We start from the raw sequence: 24,043 nt of genomic DNA on the forward strand, positions 1-24,043 counted from the left end.
AAACTATGTAGCTTAAAGAGGCTTTCCTTACGGGAAACCGTAACGCAAAATTTATAAGTTTCTTTCTATCAGAATTCTCCACTGCGGTCGAAATGACGGTATAGCAAGGACTAAACGGCCTTAAAAGCCTCCTCTTATTTAGTTACTCCTTAGGCTTAATATAGTCTTCCGATTTTTCTTTTTTCCACCAGCTATTATCGAGGCGTTTTATGGAGTAAAACTTGCGGGTAATACCGGGTTTCATGGTAGCGGTATCGAGGTGCCGGCGCCATACATGGATGATGGTATCAGGGCCAATGCGCACCCACCAGAATGTTTTTCCGTAACGTTTTGTGGTATACACTTCGCTGATGGTGCCATTTATTACCTTGGTATTAAAACCGGGTTCCATTAACTGGTAGGTTACAACTTTCTGCGCCTGTGCAGTTTTTAACGCAAATGCGGATAAGAGCAATATAAAGAGCTGTTTCATATCGCTAAGGTATTCAGGCTAAAAACGGATTCCTTACGGCTAACCTTAGGGGAATCCTTGTGCTCCGCTTAGAATGACTAACACTTTTTTAAACCACAGAGATGCGCAGAGATGAGGCACTGAGAGCACAGTGGTCACATCAAAAGGTATATTTCATGTTGCATCATAAAAGATCCTTCGACTCCGCTCAGGATGACAAACTCCGGGAGAGAATTATTTAAAAATGAGAGATTGCCCTGCCTGCTCCCAACACAAATCATGGAGCAATCCCTGCATTTTTTTTTGAGTATTGAGCGGATAATTAATAATTTTCTAAAGTTTGATGCAATTGAACCCTGTAATCATAAAGTTCATCAAGGCTAAACAACTGTTTTTTCTCACCGGCATCTTTTCCATTCTGGAAAGTTTCGAGGTATTTATTAGCCGTATTAAAGTGGAACCTGCAGATGGGTTTACGGTTATTATCATCGAGTAATACCCCAAAATAAGATTGCGTATCGCGGGCGGCAATACGTGCAGATGGAATTTTTTCGCGTAAAATGGCTTTCACAATCTGAAAGGCTTCCAGTTCCTCTTCGGTGGTTACAATTTTTGATTCATCGGGATCTTCGATAATAGGAATTACTTTCTCTTCGCCTTTTTTCTCTATTTTTTCGTTGATATTCAAGGCAGATTTTAAACGGTCGCTGATGGATTCGTTAATGGAAATTGCTAGGGCTTTTTTGGTATATTCTTTAAAAGCAATCATCCGGTTTGCCGTTAAGGGTTTATTAAAAAAACGGTTCACCAATAATTTTACCATTTCGTCGGAAGGGTTATCGATTTCTTTTTCAAACTCTTTCCTGATGGCTTTGATGTATTTTAAACCTTCGGCCGAATCGAGGATAGTTTCTAAATTGTATTCGTTTTTGGTAAAACTTTCGAGGATTTTTATGGCATTATCTTTCAGGTCTTCGATATCGATGGTGAGAAAAGGTTTCTCGTCCATAATGTTTGGTTTTTCAAGGTCGGTGTAGAAATTATAAACCGTTCCATTGGTTAACACACCAAACCTGGCTTTCGAAACATGATAATAGCGGTGCAACTGCGAATTATGGGCATCGGCATTCTCTTTCCAGTGTTTACATTCGAAAATAAGGATAGGTTCATCATTTTTGCGGATCACATAATCCACTTTTTCGCCTTTTTTGGTCCCGATATCGCAGATATGCTCAGGGATCACCTCGGTAGGGTTAAAAATATCATAACCGAGGATTTGGATAAATGGCATTACAAATGCATTTTTTGTGGCTTCTTCGGTATTGATCTGGTCTTTTAATCCCACCACCCGTTGATGAAGCTGCTCTAATTTTAGTTTAAGATCCATGGTTTTCTGTTATAGGGTTTCATCAATAACTTCAGCGTTTGGTGCATTTACTTTAACCGATTCGATGCCCCTGTTGCGTGCATCTTCGGTAGTATACATTTGGCTGGTTCCGATAATTTCGCCGTTCCCCGCTTTTAAGTTGAAATAATATGAACCGTTTTTGGCAACTTTCCGGTCGTAACGGCTATCGGTTGAGGCGTTGTTTTTAACCGATTCGATGCCTTTATTGCACGATGCTTTTGCATTATAGCCTTCGCTGGTGAGGATAACCTGTCCGTTTGCCGCTTTAAGGTTAAACTGATATTCGTTATTGGTTCTTTTGGTGATGATAAATTTTCCCATAGTTGTTTTTTATTTGCCCAAAAATAGGAGGGGCACAAGGAGGAACCTTACGGGAAACCGTATCGGGGTTGGTTAACTGGTTAATTGGTTACCCTTCGACTACGCTCAGGGGGTTAACTGATAAAAACGCCAGCCTTATTTAACCACCGATAAAAACACAAAGAATACTAAACTGGTGCGTTATTTTGCAACTTAACTTCCGATATCGGTCTTCCGACTTTCGGACTTATTGCTTTTTTAACCACCGAGATCATAGAGAAAAGGTACGGAGAGCACAGAGGTTGTTAAAGCGGTATATTCCGGTATAAAAGGATTGTCATCTCGACCGGAACGCAGTGAAGTGCCCGCCTGCTTCGGGCAGGGAGAGATCTATCTCGAGACAGATTTAGCTTCGCTGAGCCTTCGGGTTCTCGACTAGGTTACACCCTATAGCTATCGTGTCCGCTCGAAATGACGATGAGCGGTGAGGTTTGTATGCTTAAATGATCCTATATCCCTGATATGGTTGAAAATAAGAGTGTGCTTAGTTGTAATCGTTATTCAAAAGATCCTTCGACTCCCGAATACTCGGGACAGGTTACGCTCAGGATAGACAAACGCGTGGAAGAATGAGCGCTATAATCGATCCAGGATTACGGGTTGAAGACTTGGGACTAATAAACCGCCAAACGCTATACTAAATAATCCCAATATCCTTACAATAAGCGATCAGCTGTTCGTTTTTGGAGAAACCCAATACTTCTTTCATCAGGTTAAGGCGTTTTTCGATGCTGCTTAATCCGGATGGTTTAATATTGTTTTCCTGTAAATAATAAGGAATGTTTTTTTGAGGCGTCCCATCAACCAGCTGGGAGATAATTGCAATATCGAGATCGGTAAAATCGTGCGAATTGTTTTCTTTCCTTGCCTGTTTTAAATCGGGCGAAAGGTATTTTTTATGGTTGTGGATGGCCGATATGGCTAACCTGAGGTACTGGCCATCGTGACGGGCTTTGCGCACGTAACCATCAATATGCATTTCTTTAAATAACATATCGATAACCGCAGGTCTGTTTTCTCCCGAAAACACAAGCGTTTTTAAATCGGGCTGTATCTCTTTTGCGGCTTTGATGAGTTCGGCGCCACCGTCGATTTTTTGCTGGTTATGGTCTTCTTCGAAATAAAGGTCGGTGATCAACAGGTCGTAAGGCTGCGCTGTTTTAATGGCTTTTTTGATCCAGGTAAGTGCATCATCGCAATAATATACGTAATCGGGTTTTGGAGCGCCCAGTTCGGCCAATGTTTTTTGTAGCGAAATATTCTGTGTTTCTTGATCTTCGGCAATAAGTATTCTTTTAAACATATCTATACAATTAGGAAACCGGAAAAGAGATCTGGATTTTAAGCCCCTTTTCTACATTGGTATCAAAGGTAATGGTACCACCAATTGTTGCAATACGGGTTCCCGTATTTGTGAGTCCGTTATTGGGCTGCACCTGTCCAGATATGCCAACGCCGTTATCGGTATAATAAATGTTTATTTTCTGTTCTGCCTGCTCAAATTTGATTACTACATCACTTGCCTGGCTGTGCTTGTCCATATTTACCATCAGCTCCTGCAGGATATGTTCTATTTCATGCTTTGCTGGTTCGGTTACTTTTTCCCAAAGCTGGGCAGAGTTTCCTACAATGATCACTTTGGTATCATCAGAAGCAAAGGTTTTTAATAAGCCTGATATTTTTTCGTGAAAAGGCTGGCTTTGCAACCTTGGCTTTTCGTAAGAAAGATCGCGCGATTGCTCATACAAATCTTCAATTTCATTGATAATGGGATTGTTTTTTAAGGTTTCCTGATTATCGAGTTTGCTCATGATTCGGTACAAGCCATTGGCTACAACATCATGCACTTTTTGAGAGGTTTTAAGTTTGTTATCGCGGATGGAATTTTGAGCTTCGAGTTCTATCCGTTGTTTTCTTTTTTTGTAAAGAATGGTACCCGTAACTGATATTAAAACAATACCAATAGCCAATATAATGATCTGGTATCGTTTACCATCATTATCTTTTTGAAGAACCAGGTTATCGGCCTTGCTTTTTTCGGTTTCGTAACGGATAAGGGCAAATTGATTTTTGGCGGCACTGCGGGCAGTTTGGACGCTATCATTTAATTTTTCGTAAACACTGAAATAATGTTTGGTTTCTTTTGGAGGGCTTAATTTAATTAGTTTTTGTAAGGCTTCTATTTGATTGTCGGGACTTTTGATTTTTTGTGCAATATCATACATCTGTATAGCATAAAAAAGAGCAGAATCTGGATGTGTTTTTAAGTAATAATCAGCTAAATGAGAATAACTAGAGTTTTGCCCCCAAGTATCATTCTCTCTTTTTCTAATTTGTAATGCTTCTAATAATTCTGGTACAGCTTTATACTTCTCATTTTGTTCCCATTTAGCAGATGCCAGGTTTGTTAATGTCATAGCATAAATTTCTGGGCCAATATTTTTTTGCTGTAAAACATCTTGATAAATTGTTAATGATTTCGCATACTCTTTTTTATTTCTGTAAGCATTTGCAATATTGTTCCTCGTTGTTAAGGTTGAAATACTATCAGGAGCATATTTTAAAGAAAGGTTATAATATTTTATGGCCTGATTATAATTTTTTAGATGAAAGGATGCAAGCGCAAGTTCATGTAGATTTGACTCTAAATATGCAAATTGCCTTTTATCATTTGCTTTAAAATAACGTAAAGCATCTAGTGAAAATTCCTGACCACCAAAATAATCTCCTCTATCGATAGAAATTAAAGCCATATTTACCAGGCATTTTGCAATCCCTAAACTATCTTTTTGTTGCGAAAAGAGATCTTTTGCCTGGCTGAAATATCGAAAAGCACTATCAGGAATCTTCTTTTCTCTGAAGTCGAATGCCTGATCGTAGTAAGGATTGATTGTTTCCTTTTCTTTTCTTGTCTTATTTGGCGAACAAGAAAAAAGAAATAATATAGAGATGAGCGTTAAATAGCAGTATTTCAAGTTATTCAGTTTTTACTCTAAATTATAAAATTAATCAAAGTTATTATGATTTAAATCGTTTAAAAAGAAAAAGGGCGACTTGATTGTCGCCCTTTTATTACTTATTTAATCTCCAATTTTTGGAGGAGGCAAGTGTCCATTGTCTCCGCCGGTGTCGCCACCATCACCTGGATCGGTTCCCGGATCATCTATTCCACCATTGGTAGTTACTGTAGTACCTCCATCGTGGTTGCAATTGTGATTTGTATTTGTAGGCGTTGCCAATCCTAATAGGATTGCAATAAAAAGTGGAATAAACATTTCTTTAAATTTTTAGATTCAATTACTTTGTAGGCCCACGAGATCCTTCCTCGGAGGTTGCTACGATTTGTAATCAGAAGGCCTTCTGAAAATTTTTGGGAAGTGTTTGAGTGTCTGTCGCGGGAGCTAATAACTGCTTCCCAAACCGGCTAATAACTACCGCGATTTCTACTCTTTTATTAATCAGTTTTTTATTTTAGCTTTGATAATGAATCGCCGCCTGTGCTGATCAACGATACAAATATGGGGGCTTCAAATCGCTAGTTATCAAAAGATTCCGTTCGTTCCTTTCATTCCGCTGGAATTCCGGTTAACCGTAAAAATTCCGGAAATTCCGTCTTATTTTTACGACTAAATTTTTGAAAAATGCCCGAAGATTATGGAAAAGCAGTACTAAATGCTTATCAGAAGAAAAAGGAAGATGAAAGTTTATCATCTAATTTGTTGAATCCTACTCCAGGAAGTTTACGCGAAGAATGCTTGATTGTTTATCAAGAAAGGCAACTTACATCTAAGGACGATGAGATACTTAGACAATTCTTTGGTGCAGCAGAACAAGGAAAAGGGTATTTCACTCTGATAAATGGTTCATTTGCTTCAAAATTTAAACAAATGCCAAAAATTATAAAGGGTAAAGTACCAAATCCTGGAATAAAGTTTATTGAACTTTTAGCTTGGTTAATAGATTTTCAGCCAAGAACAAGTATATCATATTACAATAGTTTTGATAAACGATATGATGAAGAAACCAAAGAGGTCATTGAAAATACCGATGTCAAAATAGAAGAAATAAATAGCGAAGTAATTGGTAGAAATGACAGTGAGAATCAGAGTCATGAAGATGAAGAAATAACTACATATGAAGAAGTAGATAAGCAAGCTGACTTAGTTGGAGAAGAAAAAGAACCAATAGTTGAAACAACTGACCGAGGAGTTACCGAACAAACTATTGAGATAGAAGAAGAAACTAAAGAAGTTGATACCGAACCGAAATATGTTCGTCTCTTCTCACCGCATTACATCGTTCTTTCTTGTATCATCTTACTTTTTATCGGTAGCACCTCTTTTGTTGCTTGGGAGATTACTCCTACGGCGCTTAGAATGCCCAAATCTGGTGAAGAGTGTATGTATTGGGATGAGGATCACTACGAGCCGATTGATTGCAAAAAAACAGTTAACAATGCTACAATTATCCCTTTAAATCTTAAAACATTAAAACAGCAACAGAAAATAAATTTACCCGATACCTTAACGAGTTATTCAGTTGGTAAAGTGTGGTATAAAGGCCATGGAAAGGGTCATGAGTTTTTTACCGCTGCTGGTGTATACCCTCCAGATACGGTTAGAACGCTAAAGAAACTTTCTTCAGGTATATTAAAAGATCATCTTTCCTATTACCGCTATTTGCTAACGCGCTTAATATGGTTTTTATGTGCGGCTTTCTTTATTAGCCTTTGTGGTATCTGGGTAAGTAGATTGAAGAAAGAAGTAAAGAAAGTTCATGAATCGAAAAAGGTGGATAATACAGAAGTACAGTCGTCGACTGAATCGGTCCAAGAAATAAATGAAAGTGGTTTGGTGGGAACAGGATAGGGATAAGTCCGAAGTCCTTAGTCAAGTAATGTTCCATCCAATTTGTCATCCTGAGCCTGTCGAAGGATCTACAATAGATAAGTTTTGCCTAGCCTTGGGAAATTAACATCAGGCACAAAGCATCTCTGTATTCTCTGTGCCTTTTCTCTATGCTCTCGGTGGTAAAAAATGCAAGGCGTTCAAAAGTCGGAGGATCGGGATCGGAAGTCGTATTGCCCTTGTGAGATCTGTCATCCTAAGCGGAATCGAAGCATCTGTCAAGGATGGGCTACAGGCAATTGCCTTATCGTTACAGTTAACCAATTAACCGCTTTCAACAATTAACCAGTTAACCCAATGAACTAATGAAACAATCCCCCCTTTAAACTGTACACTTCCCCGTCATAAACCCCTTCCAATAACTGCACTGCCATTTTACTCCTTTGTCCGGTTTGGCAATAACATACAAGTTTTTTGTTTTGGGGAATAGACGCAAGCGAACTGCTTAATTCGTATAAGGATATATTTACGCCTCCGATATTGTTTTCTTCATGTTCGTAATCTTCGCGTACATCAATCAGGAAAATTTCATTTTCGTTAGCCGAAATCCATTGCTCTAAAGTTGCTTTATCGATTTCATTTATTGTTTTAGCTCCGATTTTAATTATTGCAGTCTGTTTTTCGTGCGCAATTTTGAATACAGATACGGTATTATTCAATGCACTGATGGTCATTAATTTTCCTGAAAGGGTCTCACCAATGTCACAGATCAGTTTGATAACTTCGTTGGCCATGTATAAACCAATTATTCCAGGCAGGATGCCGATCACGCCACCCTCTACACAGTTGATGTTCTCGGTCGGCGGTGCCGGATAAAGGTCCCTGTAACTTGGCCCACCATTATGGTTAAATACCGCAACCTGACCTTCAAACTGTAAAATAGAGCCAAAAATGAGTGTTTTCTCTAAATTTACACAGGTATCGTTCACCAGATAACGGGTTGTAAAATTGTCGGAACAATCAATTACCAAATCATAATCATGGCAGATGGATATTGCATTGCCAGGAGTAAAACGTTCGTGATAAGCCCTGAAACTTACATACGGATTAAGCAGTTCAAGTTTCGCTGCAGCAGTTTTTGATTTGGATAAGCCGATATCGGTATGGTTATACAAAATCTGCCGGTGCAGGTTGCTCAATTCCACCACATCGTCATCTACAATTCCGATTGTTCCGATGCCGGCTGCGGCCAGGTATTGCAATATTGGGCAGCCCAATCCACCGGCACCGATAACCAGTACTCTGGCAGCTTTCAGCTCTTCCTGTTTGGCAAGGCCGATTTCAGGCAAAATCATCTGCCTGTTGTAGCGGTTCAATTCTTCTTTTATTAACATGATTTACTGATTAAACTCATATCCCAGTCTTTCCATATCGGCTCGTAACCCTGTTTTCTGATCATGGCCGCTATTTCCTGTGCCGAACGTTCGTCGGATATTTCGAACTGCTCTAATGATTGTGGTTCTACTTCGTAACCGCCCGGATTGGTTTTAGAACCTGCACTAATGGCCGTGATGCCCAATTTGATGATGTGGTTCCTGAAAGCCATAGTTTCGCGGGTGGAAATAGAAAGTTCTACTTCGCTGTTGAATAAACGGTAAGCACAGATGAGTTGCACCAGTTCCTTATCGTTCATGGCCACTTTTGGCTCTAAACCGCCACTAAAAGGACGCAAACGCGGGAAAGAGATGCTGAATTTACTTTGCCAGTACTGCTTTTCGAGATAGGATAGATGCAGCGCCGTAAAAAACGAATCGGTACGCCAATCTTCCAAACCGATGAGTACACCCAGTCCCATTTTATGGATGCCGGCCTGCCCTAAACGATCGGGCGTTTCTAAACGGTATAAGAAATTCGACTTTTTGCCTTTAGGGTGATGTTTGCGGTAATCGTCCTGGTGGTAGGTTTCCTGGTAAACCAGCACGGTGTTTAAACCATGTGGAATCAGGGTTTCGTAATCGGCTACATCCAAAGGCTGCACTTCCATCGAAATATGGGCGAAATGCGGACTGATGAGGTCCAATACTTTTTTAAAATAATCTGTATGTACGGTTTGGTTGGCTTCGCCTGTTACCAATAGTACATGATCGTAACCCATGCCTTTAATTACGGCCACTTCCTGCATAATCTCCATCGGATTAAGCGTTCTCCGGCGTACTTTGTTATCATAGCTGAAACCGCAATAAGTACAGATGTTATTACACTCGTTAGATAGATAAAGCGGAATATACATCTGGATTACACGGCCAAAACGGTCTAAAGTTAAGCGCTGACTGATCTGCGCCATGTCTTCGAGATAGGGTAATGCTGCCGGGGAGATCAATGCTTTAAAATCTTCAAGCGTCCGCAGTGGATTGTTTAAAGCCCTTTCTACATCAGCGGCTGTTTTATCATAAATACTGGCTTTGGTATCGTCCCAGTTATAGGATTCGAATACCTCGTTAAAACTCTTCATCCAAAAATGCGGTTAAGGGGCTGCTCGCTGCAGCGTAGTGCTGCTGATTGCCCAGTTTAGATTCGAAAGCCATTCTGCCGGCCTCAACAGCCAGTTTAAAGGCAAGGGCCATATTGGTCGGATTTTTGGCAATGGCAATGGCGGTGTTTACCAACACAGCATCGGCGCCGATTTCCATTGCTTTTGCCGCATCAGATGGTGCGCCTATACCTGCATCTACAATTACCGGAACCCTGCTCTGGCCAATAATAATCTCTAAAAAATCGATGGTGCGTAAACCTTTATTACTTCCGATCGGCGAGCCCAAAGGCATTACCGCAGCTGTACCTACATCTTCCAAACGTTTACATAAAACAGGGTCGGCATGGATGTAAGGTAACACCACAAATCCGAGTTTCGCCAGTTCTTCGGTTGCCTTAAGTGTTTCGATCGGGTCGGGCATCAGGTATTTGGGATCGGGATGGATTTCGAGCTTGATCCAATTGGTTTCCAGTGCTTCGCGTGCCAGTTGAGCCGCGAAAACAGCTTCTTTTGCATTGCGGACACCAGAGGTATTGGGCAATAAATTAATGTGGGGATACCTGAGGTGATGAAGGATATCATCATCTTTTCCTTTTAGATCGACACGTTTAAGAGCAACGGTTACCAGTTCGGAGGCCGAGGCAATTAAAGCGCTTTCCATCTCACGGGCCGAACTGAATTTACCGGTACCGGTAAAGAGACGAGAGCTAAAAGTTTGATCTGCTATGGTTAACATATCTGTAATTTTAAATAGAATGAATGTTAAATTTGCTGTTGATCTCTTCGAGAACTACAGCCGTTTGTATTTGGTTGGTGAGCGCTGCGGATATCGCAATTCCGTAAATTCCGGTTTCGAGTATAGCCGGAATATCTTCTGCCTCGATGCCTCCAATGGCAATAATCGGCGTACTGATACCGGCCCTTCTTACCTGCTCCATTAACTTTTGATAACCTTCTAAACCCACAATCGGACTCAGATTTTCTTTTGTCCGTGTAAACCTGAACGGACCTAAACCGATATAATCGGCACCCTCGGTTACCCTTTGTTTAATGTGTTCGAAGGTATTGGCTGTACCACCGATAATCTGGTGTTTTCCGATGATTTTTCTGGCATCCAGTATGGGCATATCCTGCAAGCCTAAATGTACACCATAACTGTTTACGGCTTTGGCCAGGTGAGGATAGTCATTAATGATCAGTTTAGCACCATAACTTTCGCATAAGGCCTGTGCAGCTTTTGCAAAAGGAAGGATTTCGGTTTCGGATTGATTTTTTATCCGGAGCTGGATCCATTTTCCACCAGCTTTTAGCACCTGCTCAATGGCATCGATATGTGTACCTGTTTGAGGAGCCTGTGAGATATATTGTAAGGGCTGAATCATGATTTTGTTATTGGGTTTTGATGATAAGCCAGACATTTTGCCTGTGCCTTTTTAAAGTTTAGGAGGCCTTGCGCGGGATCGTTCCAGATAGTGCCCAGCAGTGCGATACCATCGAAATTCATCTCGTTTACCTGATCCATCTGGTTTAAACCTATACCGCCAAGAGCAATGATTTTCGGCTTAATATGCTGTTTTTCCAAACGGAAACCGGGTGGAATTACCCCCTGATAGCCAGGTTTGGAAAGGCTGTTAAACACCGGACCGAAAAAACTGTAATCGTATTGCCCAACCTGTTCCATATCTGTTAAGTGATGGATAGAGGTACTATAGATTTTATTTTCGGCCAATGCTTCATGATTTCTTTCTTTCCGGAAACTTTCAGTATGGTGGATCCGGTTGATATGGTATTCGTTGGCAAGCGAATGGAAATGATGCAAAGCGATCCGCGGATGGTATTCAGAAGAAATCCCCTCTATTATTTTCCGGTAACCGGCCTCTCCAACATTTTCTTTACGCAGGTGAAAAACCTGCAAACCAGCCTCAAAAAGCCGATTTACAAGATCACTTTCTTCCTTAAAAACAGTTGGTTTGGCTATTACGATCAGTTCCATGATGGTTTAAGAATAAATTTCGCTTCCTTTTTCGGTAAACTCCTTCGATTTTTCGGCCATGCCTTTGGCCAGGGCCTCGTCTGCCTCAACCCCCTGCTGTGCGGCATACTCGCGTACATCCTGTGTAATTTTCATCGAACAGAAATTTGGTCCGCACATCGAACAGAAATGTGCAATCTTGGCACCATCTGCAGGCAGGGTTTCATCATGGAATTCTTTAGCCGTATCCGGATCGAGCGACAAGTTAAACTGGTCTTCCCATCTAAACTCGAACCTTGCTTTGCTCAAGGCATTATCACGGTATTGTGAACCAGGGTGGCCTTTAGCCAGATCGGCCGCATGCGCAGCAATTTTATAGGTAATTACACCATCTTTCACATCTTTTTTGTTCGGTAAACCCAGGTGTTCTTTAGGTGTAACATAACAGAGCATCGCTGTTCCGAACCAGCCGATCATTGCCGCACCAATGGCCGAGGTGATATGGTCGTAACCAGGGGCAATATCGGTCGTTAATGGACCCAAGGTATAAAATGGTGCTTCTGAGCAATGTTCAAGCTGTTTTTCCATGTTGGCTTTGATCAGGTGCATCGGCACATGCCCAGGACCTTCGATAATGGTCTGCACATCGTGTTTCCAGGCTATTTTGGTGAGTTCGCCAAGGGTTTCGAGTTCCGAAAACTGTGCAGCATCGTTGGCATCCGCAATACAGCCCGGCCTCAAACCATCGCCTAAAGAAAAAGCCACATCATAAGCTTTCATGATCTCGCAAATTTCTTCGAAATGGGTATAAAGGAAATTTTCTTTGTGATGCGCCAAACACCATTTCGCCATGATCGATCCACCGCGCGAAACAATTCCGGTTATCCGCTTGGCGGTTAAAGGTACATAGCGGAGCAGCACACCTGCATGGATAGTAAAATAATCAACACCCTGTTCGGCCTGTTCAATTAAAGTATCACGAAAAATTTCCCAGGTAAGGTCTTCGGCTTTTCCGTTCACTTTTTCGAGCGCCTGATAAATGGGAACAGTACCGATCGGCACAGGCGAATTGCGGATAATCCATTCGCGGGTTTCGTGGATATTTTTCCCTGTAGAAAGATCCATAATGGTATCGGCACCCCAACGGCAGGCCCAAACGGCTTTTTCCACTTCTTCCTCAATGGTAGAAGTAACCGCCGAGTTACCAATATTAGCATTTATTTTTACCAGAAAATTGCGCCCGATAATCATTGGCTCCAATTCAGGGTGGTTAATATTGCAGGGGATTACAGCACGTCCGGCAGCAACTTCTGCACGTACAAATTCTGGCGTGATGTAACCTTTTGGCGTATTGGCTCCAAAACTGTTACCGTTGTGTTGGTGGTTCATTACCTCATGCTGATCGCCCAATTGTGCGTTCAACAACTCAATCCGCTGGTTTTCCCTGATGGCAATGTATTCCATTTCGGCGGTAATAATCCCTTTTTTGGCATAATGCATTTGCGATACATTGGCGCCCGGCTGGGCCTTATAGGGTTTATTGGTATAGTTAAAACGTAAAACATCGAGTTTCTCATCAGCCAGGCGCTGCTGTCCGTAGGCAGACGACAGTTGGTCGAGCTGGGTTACATCCTGTCTGTTTTTAATCCATTGTTCCCTTAAGCGCGGAAGGCCTTTCCGAACATCAATTTCTGCATTCGGATCGGTATAAGGTCCGCTGGTATCATAAACAGTTACGGGAGGGTTAGGCTCCGTAAGGCCGAATCCATTGTGGATTTTGGTTTCCGACAAGCTGATTTCGCGCATAGCCACCTGAATATCGTGGATTTTTCCAGGTACAAATATCTTTCGTGAAGCCGGAAATGGACTGCGGCTAATCACTTCCTGGTTTGGTGTTTTTTCTTGTTTCATATTTAAAATGATAGAATGGTTGAATTACAGAATGAATGGTTGAATTAGAGATTGATTGAGTGAGGGAATGATTGATTGACCAAATGAGAGGATTATTGATTGAGAGATTGAGTGAGTGAGTTATTGAAGGAAAGATTGATTAAACTGCATCTTCCATTCACTCATTCAAAACTCAATCATTCAATAATTCCCTTTTACCCTCCCTGTGTGGCTTTAATGAGTATGATCTGGTCGCCGGGATGCAACACATGCTCAGCCCAGGCAGATTTGGAAATGATGGTTTGATTAACGGCTATGGCAAGGCCATCCGTTCCGGTTGAGATTACAGCAGCGAGCATCTGTTCGATGGAACAGGCTTCGTTCAATTGATGGTTCTGATTGTTGATAGTTACTTCCATATTTTAAAAAATTGGAAAAACTATAGAGATTGCCCCAAATATGGAGATCGAAAAGACAGCAATCGCAATTGCCTTCACTTTTCCCTTCGGCAGTACTAACTGCATCAGGTTCAAAGGGTATTTCTCAGCGCGTAGGCACCCCTAAAGTTTTTTGTAAATATATAGGATTAAATTTCTATTGCAAATAAAAAATGATATAGATAAAATCTATAGTTTGTCGATGACAAACCGGAGGTAGAGAACGCACAATTTTTCGCTCACCAAACTGCCGACTTCGGACTAAAGACTATGGACTAACCAACCGCTTTTCGCAAAACGCAAAACTTTTTCTACCTTTGTACCATCACCAAAATCACCCGATAAATGTAGGATTCATTTCTTTTCAGACTATAGATAACAGGCAGAACGGTTCCGTTGCTGCAATTATTTACCGATAAAAAAGAAATTTATGCTTAATCTACAAGGGGCTACCTATATCCACCTTAATGGAGATTTACTGTTTTCAGATTTAAATCTCACCATCAACAAATACGAAAAAATTGCACTCATTGGCCATAATGGGGTTGGGAAATCGACACTTTTAAAAATTTTGGCAGGTAAACTGTTACCAACCGCAGGACATGTAAAAACAGAATCGACGCCATATTACATACCCCAGCTTTTCGGTCAGTTTAATGATTTTACCGTTGCACAGGCACTAAAAATTGAAGATAAATTAAAAGCTTTAGCTGAAATCCTGAACGGAGAGGTAACGGATGAAAATTTAACCACGCTAAACGACGACTGGACCATCGAAGAACGTTGCCAGGAAGCGCTTGGTTATTGGCGCTTAACCGGACTGGACTTAAATCAAAAAATGGGGAATTTAAGTGGCGGACAGAAAACGAGTGTATTTTTGGCTGGCATCATCATCCATCGCCCAGAAATTGTTTTATTGGACGAACCGACCAATCACCTGGATCTGAAAGGTAGAAACAGGTTATACGACTACATCCGATCAACCAGGAATACTTTGGTTGTGGTAAGTCACGATCGTACCCTGCTGAACCTGATTAATAAAGTTTGCGAGCTTAGTACTAAGGGAATAACTGTTTATGGCGGGAATTATGATTTTTATGCTGCACAGAAAAAAATTGAAAACGATGCCTTGAATAACGATTTAAAAGCCAAAGAAAAAGCATTGCGCAAGGCAAAAGAAGTAGAGCGGGAGTCGATAGAACGTCAACAGAAACTCGATGCCAGGGGAAAAAAGAAGCAGGAAAAAGCAGGTTTGCCCACCATTGCGATGAACACTTTAAAAAACAATGCGGAGAAAAGCACGGCAAAAATAAAAGGTGTGCATACTGAAAAACTCGACCATATTTCAACCGAACTCACACAGCTCCGTTCGGCACTGCCCGATGCAGATAAAATGAAAATAGGTTTTAATCAGGTTACGTTGCACAAAGGCAAAAGTATTGTTGAGGCAAGGGAAATCAATTTTGGTTTTCATGATCAGTTGCTGTGGGAAGCTCCGGTCAGTTTTCAGATTTTTAGTGGAGAGCGATATGTGCTAAAAGGGCCGAACGGTTCTGGTAAAACCACACTAATCAGAATTATTTTGGGAGAAATAGAGCCTTTAACCGGTGTGATAAACAAAGCAGATATTAAAACCATTTATATTGATCAGGATTATTCGTTGATCGATAATCAGCTTACGGTTTACGAACAGGCACAGCAATATAACCCGGGCGAATTGCAGGAACATGAAGTAAAAATACGCTTAAACAGGTTTTTATTTGGCAAAACCGATTGGGATAAACCCTGTTCGGCATTAAGCGGTGGCGAAAAAATGCGGCTGATTCTCTGTTCCCTAACCATCAGCAAGCAATCGCCCGATCTGATTATTCTTGATGAGCCGACCAACAACCTCGATATACAAAATGTGGAGATTTTAACCAATGCGATTAACGAATACCAGGGTACGCTTTTCGTGGTATCGCATGATGCATATTTTCTGGACCAGATCCAGATAGAACACACAATCGATTTACATTAATCCTTAAAGATAAAACTTAGCCTTATCTTCGTTTCAAATTATTAAAACCGGCACAACCTATGCAAAACCTGTTAGCACTACAAAACGGCGAACTAAAAGGAGCAGTATCGTTAAAACTTTCTGAAAACCTGACGGAATTTCCGGAAGAAATATTCGGACTGGCCGATACACTGGAAGTGCTGGATTTATCTTTTAATAAACTGAGCGCCCTGCCTGCAGATTTTGGTAGATTAAAAAAGCTACGTATTTTCTTCTGTTCAGAAAACCTTTTTACGGTAATGCCGGAGGTACTGGCCGATTGCCCTTTACTGGATATTGTTGGTTTTAAATCGAACCGGATTGAAACAGTTCCACCGAAATCGCTCAATCCAAATATCCGTTGGTTGATTTTAACAAATAACAATATTGCCGAATTACCAAAAGAAATCGGGCTTTGTAAACGGATGCAAAAACTGATGCTTTCGGGCAACAGGTTATCATCTTTACCTGAAGAATTGGGCAATTGCCTGAATCTGGCCTTATTACGCATTGCAGCGAATAAATTACACGAATTACCGCAATGGGTAACAGCAATGCCAAAGCTATCGTGGATTGCATTTTCGGGCAATAATTTTAGCAAAACACCGGCTGTTGAAACACTTTCGCTGATCCACTGGCACGATTTAGAGATTAACCATTTATTGGGAGAAGGTGCATCGGGAATCATTTCGAAAGCAAACAGGACCATCGGCGAAGAGACTACCGAAGTGGCCGTTAAAATTTTTAAGGGAAATGTAACCAGCGATGGCCTGCCCGAGGATGAAATGACAGCTTACATTGCCGCAGGTTACCATCCGGGTTTGGTTAACCTTATCGGACAGATTGCCCACCATCCTGAGGATAAAAAAGGATTGGTGATGGACCTGATCCCGCATCATTTTTATAATCTCGGCAATCCACCAAGTTTAGAAAGCTGTACAAGAGATGTTTTTCCTACGGATAGGAAGCTTTCTGAAGAACAGATTATAGGGATTGCCAAAACCATTGCCTCATTAGCCGCACAGTTACATGAAGCTGGCATTATGCATGGCGATTTATATGCACATAACACCTTGATTGATGATGAAGGCAGTACTTTGTTCGGGGATTTTGGTGCGGCTAGTTTTTATGATAAAACTGCCCAAACTGCCAAAGCACTCGAAAGGATAGAAGTAAGTGCTTATGGTTATCTACTTGATGATTTACTTTCGCTGAAAGAGGATGATAATGAGGTTTACAGAACTCTAGGAAAGCTTAGGGATGCCTGTTTGTCTGAAATACCTTTAAACAGGCCAGGTTTTAAAGATTTGGTTGAGGCGTTGGCTGAGATTTAATGGAACATAAAAAGAGTACGTCATTGCGAGGAGGAACGACGAAGCAATCTTAAAGCGCATGTCTGGTAGCGATCGTAGTAAGATTGCTTCGTCGGCTGAAAAAGCCTTCTCGCAATGACGGTTTTGGGGATTATTTTTAATGCTGCTGTTTCTTGGCCCAATCTAATCTGCGCTGATCAGGAGTAGTTGTTACCTTAAAGTTTTCGAAAGTGGCGTTAAATCCTTTTCCATCAGGGCAAGCCGCCACTAAACCCACCATTACAGGCGCATTATCTTTAAAATAGCATGTACGCAGCATAGTATATTTCTGATCATCAAACGAATAGAAAATCTCTACCGCATCGAGCTTTCTAACGGCCTTCATCCAGATTGATGCTGGTGCCTTTTCCAGTTCAACCACGCTCCAATCGCTGGTTTTATGTGTTACCACGGCACTTACATTCTGTTTTCCGTTTACAAATTCGACACCGGCCTTAATCCATTCTTCTTCGTTAATACGGAGCATTAGTCCCATCTGGTCGAAAGTGGTTACATAATTTCCGGTGATTTTTACCTTCACTTCAAACTCGCCGCCATAAGTAGCATAATAAAAAGGGGCATCATCAACCGTAAAACCGTAATGCGAAATACGCCAGTAATCGGTTTTGGCGGGGACGAACATGCTAAAAGTGTTTTTATCCTTAATTTCCCACTTTTCTGGTTCGTTAAACCAGTTCATTTTGGCCAAACTCTGGGCATTGGCTTTTGGGGCCAATAAATAGGATAATACGGCAATAAGGATTAGTAATTTAGGTTTCATTTGTGTGTTATTGGTTGGTTTTGTGTGTTGTGTTCTGCAAACATAATGCAAGGGCAAACTTTAGGAAAGGACATACATCACTATTTTAATGTGATGATTATCACGCTTATATTTGACTACGAAAAACAGATCCGTTTTGTAAATCTTCAATAAACTGTACATTTGTCCGTATCAGAAACATGGAATTAGATTTTTTAAGAGCGCATATCCACCAGATTGTTTGTTTAACAGACGAAGAATTTGATTATGCGGCATCTTTTTTCACCAAAAGAAAATACAAAAAACACCAGTACATCGTTCAGGCAGGTGATACTGCAAGTATGGAACATTTTGTTGTTAAAGGCATAGTAAAATCTTCATACACCGATAACGAAGGGAAAGAATATATTTTACAATTGGCTATGGAAGAATGGTGGTTCTCTGATCCGAACGCTTTTAATACCGGTATGCCAGCTACCTTAAATGTTGATTGCATTGAGGATACCACAACACTTTCCATCTCATTTGAAAACAAGGAAAAACTGTGTGCCTCCTCGCGAAAAATGGAATATTTTTTCAGAAAAAAATACACTACTGGCAATATGGCTTTGCAAAAACGCGTATTGGCCCTGTTGAGCAATAATGCAGGCGAGCGTTATAAACAATGGCGTAACCAATATCCATCATTGCAGAAAAGGATTTCTAAAACCCTTATTGCTTCTTATTTGGGTGTAACAAGGGAGACTTTGAGCAGGTTATCGGTCTAATTTACAAGCAAAATCTCGTCTGTTTTAAATTGATTAGAGGTCAAATATTTTCATATCTGAACTACTTTTGAAAGATGACGTGCTCCAATGTTTGATCAGAAATATTAATGCCAATTATTTCTCTTTTATCGTTTAAAAGAATATTTCCGGGCAGAGCATTAATACCAAAGCTTTTAGCTATTTCAGATTCAAAGCCTTTCTTCATCTGAATCTGTTTCCACTTGTCAATATTATCTTCTTTGCTTGCTCTAAGCATATCAGCCAAATTTTTATCGAATGAGATACCTATAAAGCCTAAATTTTTATAGTTTGCTGATATAAGCGTTTTGTTATGTGACCGACAAGGTCCACACCAAGATGCCCATAATGAGAGATAAATATATTTCTGATCAATAGACTTAATAGCGCTTTGTATTTCGAGATTTTTATTAAGTATCGTTCTAAGTTTATCATCTCGATATGCGGCTTCCTTAATTGCTAAGCTCGCCTTAATTTGCTTGTGATAAGAACCACCTTCTCTTGGGTTGTGATTGGATAAAAATTCTTTTAGCTGATCAACAGACCAATCCTCAATTGAATTAACAATATACAAATATAAAACTGGTGCATAGATACTGGGGTCATGAGACATTTTTTTTATGAAAAGAAACTTCTCATTTAAATCAAGATTGTAGTGCTCATTTCGAATATCAATCCGCGAAGCTATATTATCGTAATTTTCATATTTTAGCCTAAGTTGCTCATCATTTTTATTTAGTATCTCGCTGATTCCCTTCTCGATCCTTGCTAGGTCGTCTTGCGCTTTAGAACCACTCGAACGGCTAACAAAGGCCATTTTTGTACTTGAAGGGAAAGTATATTCTATCTGCACATGATCGCTTTCAAGTGATAAGTAGAAGGGTACGAATGGGGTGTTATCAGTATCAAACCTTAATATGCACTCAAAATAATTCTCATTTTTAAAGGTAAATAGGAACTGACCATTCTTCATTCCGCTAGGCTTGATCGGTATTCGAACCTGACCTCCCAATTTCTGAAGGTAAAGTTTTGGCACCTTATGTTGAAATGAGGTGTCGGCAATACTAATACTTACACGAACCGAGTCATTGGAAACATGACCGTAAATGAGCGGGGAGATAAATAGCATGATGAAACAAAGCGACATCTTTAGATTTTTCATTCAATAAAAATGGTAAATCAGTTCCTTTAAATCAGATATTTAACACTCTTTAACTACCAGCTTTATATAATTGATTTGGTAATCAGCTTCAATATGAATAGCCATGATAAAAAGATTTGAACTCCCCTTTATCAGAAAGGAAAAATGTAAGTGGAGAATAAAAAAATCCAGAATAGATTTACCCTGGATTTTAATCATGCTTATTTATAACTTCCGAAGTTAACCATCCACTGGATTCCAAACCTATCTTTAAAACTTCCAAAATAATCGCCCCAGAACATGTCTTCCATAGGCATTTCGATGGTACCGCCGGCAGAGAGACCATTAAATAAACGATCGGCATCTTCGCGGCTTTCGGCGGCAATGTTGATATACATGTTATTACCCTCTTTAAGTACATGCCCCATAGAAGGTACACAATCAGAAGCCATTAAAATGGTATGCTCATTAATCGGTAAGGCCACATGCATTACCCGGTTTCTTTCTTCGTCTGATAATTTATCGGATTCTGGCGCATCGCTCATTTTTGCCAAGAAGATAAATTCTCCACCAAATACCGACTTATAAAAATTAAATGCTTCTTCGGCCTTGCCATCGAAGTTTAAGTAAGGGTGCATAGTTGCCATAATCTTATTTGTTTTGTTTAAGACTAAGTTACGGCGACAAAAAACAACGAAATGGGTGCAGAACGGACAAATTTAAGGGTGATTCGAACATCCAAATATATCGGGTGATGCGGATGGTTTGCGTGATTAGTTTTGGGTGATCTATGCGAACACAGATCACGGAGGTACTTTGTTTAACTTAATTACCTTAACCTCTTAATGGTCAAACCATGCTTTTCTAACACTTTAGACTTCGGACATCGGTCTTCCGACTTTCAGACTAATTCACTTTTTTACCACTGAGGCCTCAGAGAAATGGCACCGAGAACACAGAGGGACTAGGTCCAGCTTAATTACCTTAACTTCTTAATGGTCAAACCATGCTTTTTTAACAATTTAGACTTCGGACATCGGTCTTCCGACTTTCAGACTACCTTCCATCAATACTCCATTTATAACCCGGCAAAGTGGCCAGCACCAAACTCGAAGCGCTTACTACAAAAACCGAATAATTAAAGGGCGCCCTGTAATTTGCAAAAATCAGCATCGATAACGCAAAAGCCAGGGTAAGTAAAAAGCTGCCTATAGCTGCGGGTTTAATTTTATAACCGATAATCATCAAAATGCCAAAAACCAATTCTCCTGCGGTAGCAATAATGCCCATGATGTTGGCCAGGGGGCGGCTTAAATAAGGCATAAGCGAATTGGTATAATCTAAAAATATAGCCCAACTGCCCCAGCCAACAGTTGGCGAACCAGGTGCGCCCAACCAGCCGAATCGGTCCATAACGGGTAGAATAAAACCAATGCCCAGGGCTAGTCTAAGGAATAATTGTGCAAAATGCGGTGTATTTTTCATCTTGTTTAACGGCTTGTTTTTAATGAATAGAATTAGGGCAATTTAGCATCTAAACATCATAACTTTCTTAAACTAGATTAAGAAATGGCCCTTGCGAAAATTAATCCGCCAGGAAAAACCGGCTTAAAAGCATTCTACTTCCCAAAACCTCGACCATTTTTCGCCGGCATCTAATTTAACAATACCTTCTTTATGTTCAAGTTCCTGATCGTGGTTAACACCATCTGCTACGCCGCACCAGGGTTCTAAACAAACAAAAGGAGCATCGGTTGCTGCCCATATGCCAAAGAAAGGGAAATCCTCAAAATGGAAGTGCAGCCCATAATCATTTTTGGTATTCAATAAACTGATGCAATTGCTCTGCAGGGTTTTAAAAACCAGGGCATCGTTATAAAAGAGGTCGTGTTTAAGTTTTAGCTTATGTGCACCCATTTCGATATTTTCGGTTTCATCAGCTACTAAACCGTCATCCAGTTTCCAAAAAGTCAATTTATCATCGGCATTAAACGCCAGGTAATAATCTTCGTAAACTGTACCGGGTGTATTGGGAACCGCAAATGCAGGATGTGCGCCCAATGAAAACAATAGTTCATCCGTACCGGTATTGATTACCTCATAAGTTAAATTCAGCTTACGGTCTATCAATTGATATTTCAGTTTCAGGCCAAAATAAAAAGGATATACTTTTAAGGTTTCCTCTGTTTGGGTTAAAGTAAAAACGGCTTCTGTTTCGCTTATTTTTTCGAAATTAAAAACATGGTCGCGGGCAAAACCATGCCGCGGCAGTTCGTAATTTTTACCCTGGTAATTAAAGCTGTTATTTTTTAAAGAGCCTACAATAGGGAATAAAACAGGGCTATGTTTTGCCCAATATTTCGGATCGGCATTCCATAAATATTCCAGTTTGGTTTCTTTACTGAATAAGCCTTGAAGTTCTGCGCCTTTAGCCGCCAGGTTAACTTTTATATAGTCGTTTTCGAGAGTAATCATTTGCAATCTAAATTAGCAAAAAGATATGCTTTGGGGGTATTATTTTTTATTAACATTTTGTTTGGCGGCTAGCGCTGGGCGTTTTAAGCGATTTGTAACTCAAAACTCCAAACTAGCCTCTCTCTTCCCAGATACAGGCAATATTGATAATCGTTTGCACGGCTTTTTCCATATCCTGTACACTTACCCATTCCTGCTTGCTATGAAAAGCATGTTCTCCGGCAAAAATATTCGGGCAGGGCAATCCCATATACGAAAGTCTTGATCCATCCGTTCCGCCGCGGATGCTTTGTTGTTTTGGAACAACGCCGGCTCTCTCAATAGCCTCAATCCCATATTGTACAATTTTTGGGTGTTTATCCAACACCTGTTTCATATTCCGGTACTGTGCCTTAATGTTTAAAGTATAGGTCGATTTCGGATATTTAGCCATTACCTGTTTTACTGTTTCTTCTAAAAAGCGACCGTGTTCAGCAAGTTTTTCGTCGGTAAAATCCCTGATGATAAACTGCGCTTCTGCTTCCTCCACCTGTCCGTGCATGCTTACCGGATGGATAAAACCTTCTTTTTGATGAGTGGCTTCAGGGGTTAAGGTATCTTTTGGTAAGGTATCCAGAATTTCGGCAAGGATTTTAATGGCGCTTTCCATTTTCCCTTTTGCAAAACCCGGGTGGGTACTCACCCCATAAACTTTAAGTACAGCGCCATCTGCAGAGAAAGTTTCATCTTCTATAGAACCTAAAGTTTCGCCATCTATGGTATATCCAAAGTCGGCACCCAATTTTTTCAGGTCAGCTTTATCAACGCCTCTTCCTATTTCTTCATCGGGTGTAAAAAGGACTTTAATAGTTCCATGTTTTACTTCCGGGTTTTTCATAAAAAAAGTAGCGGCCTCCATAATTTCGGCTAAACCAGCTTTATTATCGGCACCTAACAAAGTGGTTCCGCTGGCTGTGATAATATCATTTCCGATCTGATGTTTCAGGTCTTTATGATCGGCCATTTTGATCACAATTTTCGGATCATCCGGTAGGATCAGATCCTGCCCTTGATATTTGTCATGAATAATCGGTTTTACATTTTCGCCACTGCTATCAGGCGAAGTATCCATATGCGAACAGAAAAAAATAATCGGGATCTGCTTATCGGTATTTGATGGAATGGTACCATACACGTAACCATTTTCATCCATTTCCGCATCAGAAACGCCGATTTCCAATAATTCATTTACCAGTTCGCGTCCTAAATTCTTTTGTTTTAGGGTTGATGGACAGGTAGGCGAAGTGGGATCAGATTGGGTATCAATCTTTGCATATTTTATAAAACGTTCTTCTAATGATTTGTTAAAGTTGCTGTAAGTGCTCATAATTCAAAGGTAAAAGTTATAGATATTGGATAAACATATTATTTTTGTAAAAAAACGATATGATTTTTAATTTGCCGAGAGCTACATACACCACCATTCTGCTTGTTTTTATCGGAAGTTTTTCTTTTGCACAGTCTAACTATTTCAAACTGTCGGCTGGTTTTGGGGGTGGTATAAACAAATCTTACACCGACGTTTACAAGGGCAGTTATGGCTACACTGCTTATG

The 24,043-nt window shown here is 40.4% G+C and carries 23 protein-coding genes and 1 riboswitch; of the genes, 4 read left to right on the top strand and 19 right to left on the bottom strand.

All coding sequences use genetic code 11. The features are described from left to right. Positions 1-142: 142 nt before the first annotated feature. From B2V92_RS10925 to B2V92_RS10950, 6 genes are all read right to left on the bottom strand, one after another. A complete protein-coding gene (locus B2V92_RS10925) occupies positions 143-472 on the bottom strand; it encodes a hypothetical protein (RefSeq protein WP_293307774.1) in 330 nt (109 codons plus the stop codon). 301 nt (positions 473-773) lie between these two features. Next, on the bottom strand, positions 774-1,838 hold the full coding sequence (locus B2V92_RS10930) for a type I restriction endonuclease (protein WP_293307776.1): 1,065 nt from the start codon (positions 1,836-1,838) through the stop codon (positions 774-776). A gap of 9 nt (positions 1,839-1,847) precedes the next feature. After that, positions 1,848-2,180: a YegP family protein gene (locus B2V92_RS10935; RefSeq protein WP_293307778.1), complete on the bottom strand. Its 333-nt coding sequence runs from the start codon at positions 2,178-2,180 to the stop codon at positions 1,848-1,850. A 676-nt stretch (positions 2,181-2,856) separates the two neighbouring features. Then, positions 2,857-3,522, bottom strand: a complete 666-nt coding sequence (locus tag B2V92_RS10940) for a response regulator (RefSeq protein ID WP_293307780.1) — start codon at positions 3,520-3,522, stop codon at positions 2,857-2,859. 10 nt (positions 3,523-3,532) lie between these two features. Next, positions 3,533-5,194 carry a tetratricopeptide repeat-containing sensor histidine kinase gene (locus B2V92_RS10945; RefSeq protein WP_293307782.1) on the bottom strand — a complete coding sequence of 554 codons (1,662 nt, stop codon included), beginning with the start codon at positions 5,192-5,194 and terminating at the stop codon, positions 3,533-3,535. A gap of 105 nt (positions 5,195-5,299) precedes the next feature. Continuing rightward, the gene (locus B2V92_RS10950; protein ID WP_293307784.1) at positions 5,300-5,494 is read right to left on the bottom strand and encodes a hypothetical protein; all 195 of its coding nucleotides are present in this window, start codon (positions 5,492-5,494) and stop codon (positions 5,300-5,302) included. Between the two features lie 366 nt (positions 5,495-5,860). On the opposite strand from B2V92_RS10950, the gene B2V92_RS10955 reads away from it, so the two are divergent. After that, a complete protein-coding gene (locus B2V92_RS10955) occupies positions 5,861-7,087 on the top strand; it encodes a hypothetical protein (protein ID WP_293307786.1) in 1,227 nt (408 codons plus the stop codon). Between the two features lie 341 nt (positions 7,088-7,428). Here B2V92_RS10955 and moeB read toward each other — a convergent pair whose 3' ends face one another. The 7 genes from moeB to thiS form a co-directional block, all read right to left on the bottom strand. Continuing rightward, the gene (gene moeB, locus B2V92_RS10960; protein WP_293307788.1) at positions 7,429-8,460 is read right to left on the bottom strand and encodes a HesA/MoeB/ThiF family protein; all 1,032 of its coding nucleotides are present in this window, start codon (positions 8,458-8,460) and stop codon (positions 7,429-7,431) included. Then, entirely contained in the window at positions 8,454-9,578 is a 1,125-nt protein-coding gene (thiH, locus tag B2V92_RS10965) for a 2-iminoacetate synthase ThiH (protein WP_293307790.1), read from the bottom strand. Before thiH ends, moeB begins: the two co-directional genes overlap by 7 nt. Next, positions 9,565-10,335, bottom strand: a complete 771-nt coding sequence (locus tag B2V92_RS10970) for a thiazole synthase (RefSeq protein WP_293307792.1) — start codon at positions 10,333-10,335, stop codon at positions 9,565-9,567. Before B2V92_RS10970 ends, thiH begins: the two co-directional genes overlap by 14 nt. 10 nt (positions 10,336-10,345) lie before the next feature. Then, on the bottom strand, positions 10,346-10,981 hold the full coding sequence (locus B2V92_RS10975) for a thiamine phosphate synthase (RefSeq protein ID WP_293307794.1): 636 nt from the start codon (positions 10,979-10,981) through the stop codon (positions 10,346-10,348). Next, entirely contained in the window at positions 10,978-11,592 is a 615-nt protein-coding gene (locus B2V92_RS10980) for a thiamine phosphate synthase (protein WP_293307796.1), read from the bottom strand. Before B2V92_RS10980 ends, B2V92_RS10975 begins: the two co-directional genes overlap by 4 nt. Positions 11,593-11,598: 6 nt before the next feature. Then, positions 11,599-13,482, bottom strand: a complete 1,884-nt coding sequence (thiC, locus tag B2V92_RS10985; protein WP_293307798.1) for a phosphomethylpyrimidine synthase ThiC — start codon at positions 13,480-13,482, stop codon at positions 11,599-11,601. Between the two features lie 194 nt (positions 13,483-13,676). Beyond that, entirely contained in the window at positions 13,677-13,880 is a 204-nt protein-coding gene (gene thiS / locus B2V92_RS10990) for a sulfur carrier protein ThiS (protein ID WP_293307800.1), read from the bottom strand. A 64-nt stretch (positions 13,881-13,944) separates the two neighbouring features. Further along, a riboswitch (TPP riboswitch) is annotated at positions 13,945-14,033 on the bottom strand. A 295-nt stretch (positions 14,034-14,328) separates the two neighbouring features. Between thiS and abc-f the strand changes: the two genes are divergently transcribed. Further along, positions 14,329-15,918, top strand: a complete 1,590-nt coding sequence (gene abc-f / locus B2V92_RS10995) for a ribosomal protection-like ABC-F family protein (RefSeq protein WP_293307802.1) — start codon at positions 14,329-14,331, stop codon at positions 15,916-15,918. Between the two features lie 59 nt (positions 15,919-15,977). After that, complete coding sequence (locus B2V92_RS11000; RefSeq protein ID WP_293307804.1) at positions 15,978-17,270, top strand: leucine-rich repeat-containing protein kinase family protein; 1,293 nt, start codon at positions 15,978-15,980, stop codon at positions 17,268-17,270. A gap of 136 nt (positions 17,271-17,406) precedes the next feature. On the opposite strand, the gene B2V92_RS11005 is transcribed toward B2V92_RS11000, so the two are convergent. After that, positions 17,407-18,069: a DUF1349 domain-containing protein gene (locus B2V92_RS11005; RefSeq protein WP_293307806.1), complete on the bottom strand. Its 663-nt coding sequence runs from the start codon at positions 18,067-18,069 to the stop codon at positions 17,407-17,409. Positions 18,070-18,248: 179 nt separating this feature from the next. Between B2V92_RS11005 and B2V92_RS11010 the strand changes: the two genes are divergently transcribed. Then, complete coding sequence (locus B2V92_RS11010) at positions 18,249-18,815, top strand: Crp/Fnr family transcriptional regulator (protein ID WP_293307808.1); 567 nt, start codon at positions 18,249-18,251, stop codon at positions 18,813-18,815. Between the two features lie 61 nt (positions 18,816-18,876). Here B2V92_RS11010 and B2V92_RS11015 read toward each other — a convergent pair whose 3' ends face one another. From B2V92_RS11015 to pepT, 5 genes are all read right to left on the bottom strand, one after another. Then, positions 18,877-19,995, bottom strand: coding sequence for a TlpA family protein disulfide reductase (locus B2V92_RS11015; protein ID WP_293307810.1), 1,119 nt, complete (start codon positions 19,993-19,995; stop codon positions 18,877-18,879). A 200-nt stretch (positions 19,996-20,195) separates the two neighbouring features. Then, the gene (locus B2V92_RS11020; protein ID WP_293307812.1) at positions 20,196-20,621 is read right to left on the bottom strand and encodes a VOC family protein; all 426 of its coding nucleotides are present in this window, start codon (positions 20,619-20,621) and stop codon (positions 20,196-20,198) included. A gap of 409 nt (positions 20,622-21,030) precedes the next feature. After that, positions 21,031-21,459 carry a DoxX family protein gene (locus tag B2V92_RS11025; protein WP_293307814.1) on the bottom strand — a complete coding sequence of 143 codons (429 nt, stop codon included), beginning with the start codon at positions 21,457-21,459 and terminating at the stop codon, positions 21,031-21,033. Positions 21,460-21,582: 123 nt separating this feature from the next. Further along, positions 21,583-22,449, bottom strand: a complete 867-nt coding sequence (locus B2V92_RS11030) for an aldose 1-epimerase family protein (protein ID WP_293307816.1) — start codon at positions 22,447-22,449, stop codon at positions 21,583-21,585. A 112-nt stretch (positions 22,450-22,561) separates the two neighbouring features. Then, positions 22,562-23,815 (bottom strand): peptidase T, encoded by a 1,254-nt coding sequence (gene pepT, locus B2V92_RS11035; protein ID WP_293307818.1) that lies wholly within the window; start codon positions 23,813-23,815, stop codon positions 22,562-22,564. Positions 23,816-24,043: the final 228 nt, after the last annotated feature.

Origin of the sequence: Pedobacter sp. UBA5917 (assembly GCF_002432345.1) — a bacterium.
Taxonomy (GTDB): Bacteria; Bacteroidota; Bacteroidia; order Sphingobacteriales; family Sphingobacteriaceae; genus Pedobacter.

What these genes read in the sequence shown, in the direction of transcription:
- B2V92_RS10925 (WP_293307774.1), bottom strand. Translation starts at nt 472, where the DNA reads ATGAAACAGCTCTTTATATTGCTCTTATCCGCATTTGCGTTAAAAACT.
- B2V92_RS10930 (WP_293307776.1), bottom strand. Translation starts at nt 1,838, where the DNA reads ATGGATCTTAAACTAAAATTAGAGCAGCTTCATCAACGGGTGGTGGGA.
- B2V92_RS10935 (WP_293307778.1), bottom strand. Translation starts at nt 2,180, where the DNA reads ATGGGAAAATTTATCATCACCAAAAGAACCAATAACGAATATCAGTTT.
- B2V92_RS10940 (WP_293307780.1), bottom strand. Translation starts at nt 3,522, where the DNA reads ATGTTTAAAAGAATACTTATTGCCGAAGATCAAGAAACACAGAATATT.
- B2V92_RS10950 (WP_293307784.1), bottom strand. Translation starts at nt 5,494, where the DNA reads ATGTTTATTCCACTTTTTATTGCAATCCTATTAGGATTGGCAACGCCT.
- B2V92_RS10955 (WP_293307786.1), top strand. Translation starts at nt 5,861, where the DNA reads ATGCCCGAAGATTATGGAAAAGCAGTACTAAATGCTTATCAGAAGAAA.
- moeB (WP_293307788.1), bottom strand. Translation starts at nt 8,460, where the DNA reads ATGTTAATAAAAGAAGAATTGAACCGCTACAACAGGCAGATGATTTTG.
- thiH (WP_293307790.1), bottom strand. Translation starts at nt 9,578, where the DNA reads ATGAAGAGTTTTAACGAGGTATTCGAATCCTATAACTGGGACGATACC.
- B2V92_RS10970 (WP_293307792.1), bottom strand. Translation starts at nt 10,335, where the DNA reads ATGTTAACCATAGCAGATCAAACTTTTAGCTCTCGTCTCTTTACCGGT.
- B2V92_RS10975 (WP_293307794.1), bottom strand. Translation starts at nt 10,981, where the DNA reads ATGATTCAGCCCTTACAATATATCTCACAGGCTCCTCAAACAGGTACA.
- B2V92_RS10980 (WP_293307796.1), bottom strand. Translation starts at nt 11,592, where the DNA reads ATGGAACTGATCGTAATAGCCAAACCAACTGTTTTTAAGGAAGAAAGT.
- thiC (WP_293307798.1), bottom strand. Translation starts at nt 13,482, where the DNA reads ATGAAACAAGAAAAAACACCAAACCAGGAAGTGATTAGCCGCAGTCCA.
- thiS (WP_293307800.1), bottom strand. Translation starts at nt 13,880, where the DNA reads ATGGAAGTAACTATCAACAATCAGAACCATCAATTGAACGAAGCCTGT.
- abc-f (WP_293307802.1), top strand. Translation starts at nt 14,329, where the DNA reads ATGCTTAATCTACAAGGGGCTACCTATATCCACCTTAATGGAGATTTA.
- B2V92_RS11000 (WP_293307804.1), top strand. Translation starts at nt 15,978, where the DNA reads ATGCAAAACCTGTTAGCACTACAAAACGGCGAACTAAAAGGAGCAGTA.
- B2V92_RS11005 (WP_293307806.1), bottom strand. Translation starts at nt 18,069, where the DNA reads ATGAAACCTAAATTACTAATCCTTATTGCCGTATTATCCTATTTATTG.
- B2V92_RS11010 (WP_293307808.1), top strand. Translation starts at nt 18,249, where the DNA reads ATGGAATTAGATTTTTTAAGAGCGCATATCCACCAGATTGTTTGTTTA.
- B2V92_RS11015 (WP_293307810.1), bottom strand. Translation starts at nt 19,995, where the DNA reads ATGAAAAATCTAAAGATGTCGCTTTGTTTCATCATGCTATTTATCTCC.
- B2V92_RS11020 (WP_293307812.1), bottom strand. Translation starts at nt 20,621, where the DNA reads ATGGCAACTATGCACCCTTACTTAAACTTCGATGGCAAGGCCGAAGAA.
- B2V92_RS11025 (WP_293307814.1), bottom strand. Translation starts at nt 21,459, where the DNA reads ATGAAAAATACACCGCATTTTGCACAATTATTCCTTAGACTAGCCCTG.
- B2V92_RS11030 (WP_293307816.1), bottom strand. Translation starts at nt 22,449, where the DNA reads ATGATTACTCTCGAAAACGACTATATAAAAGTTAACCTGGCGGCTAAA.
- pepT (WP_293307818.1), bottom strand. Translation starts at nt 23,815, where the DNA reads ATGAGCACTTACAGCAACTTTAACAAATCATTAGAAGAACGTTTTATA.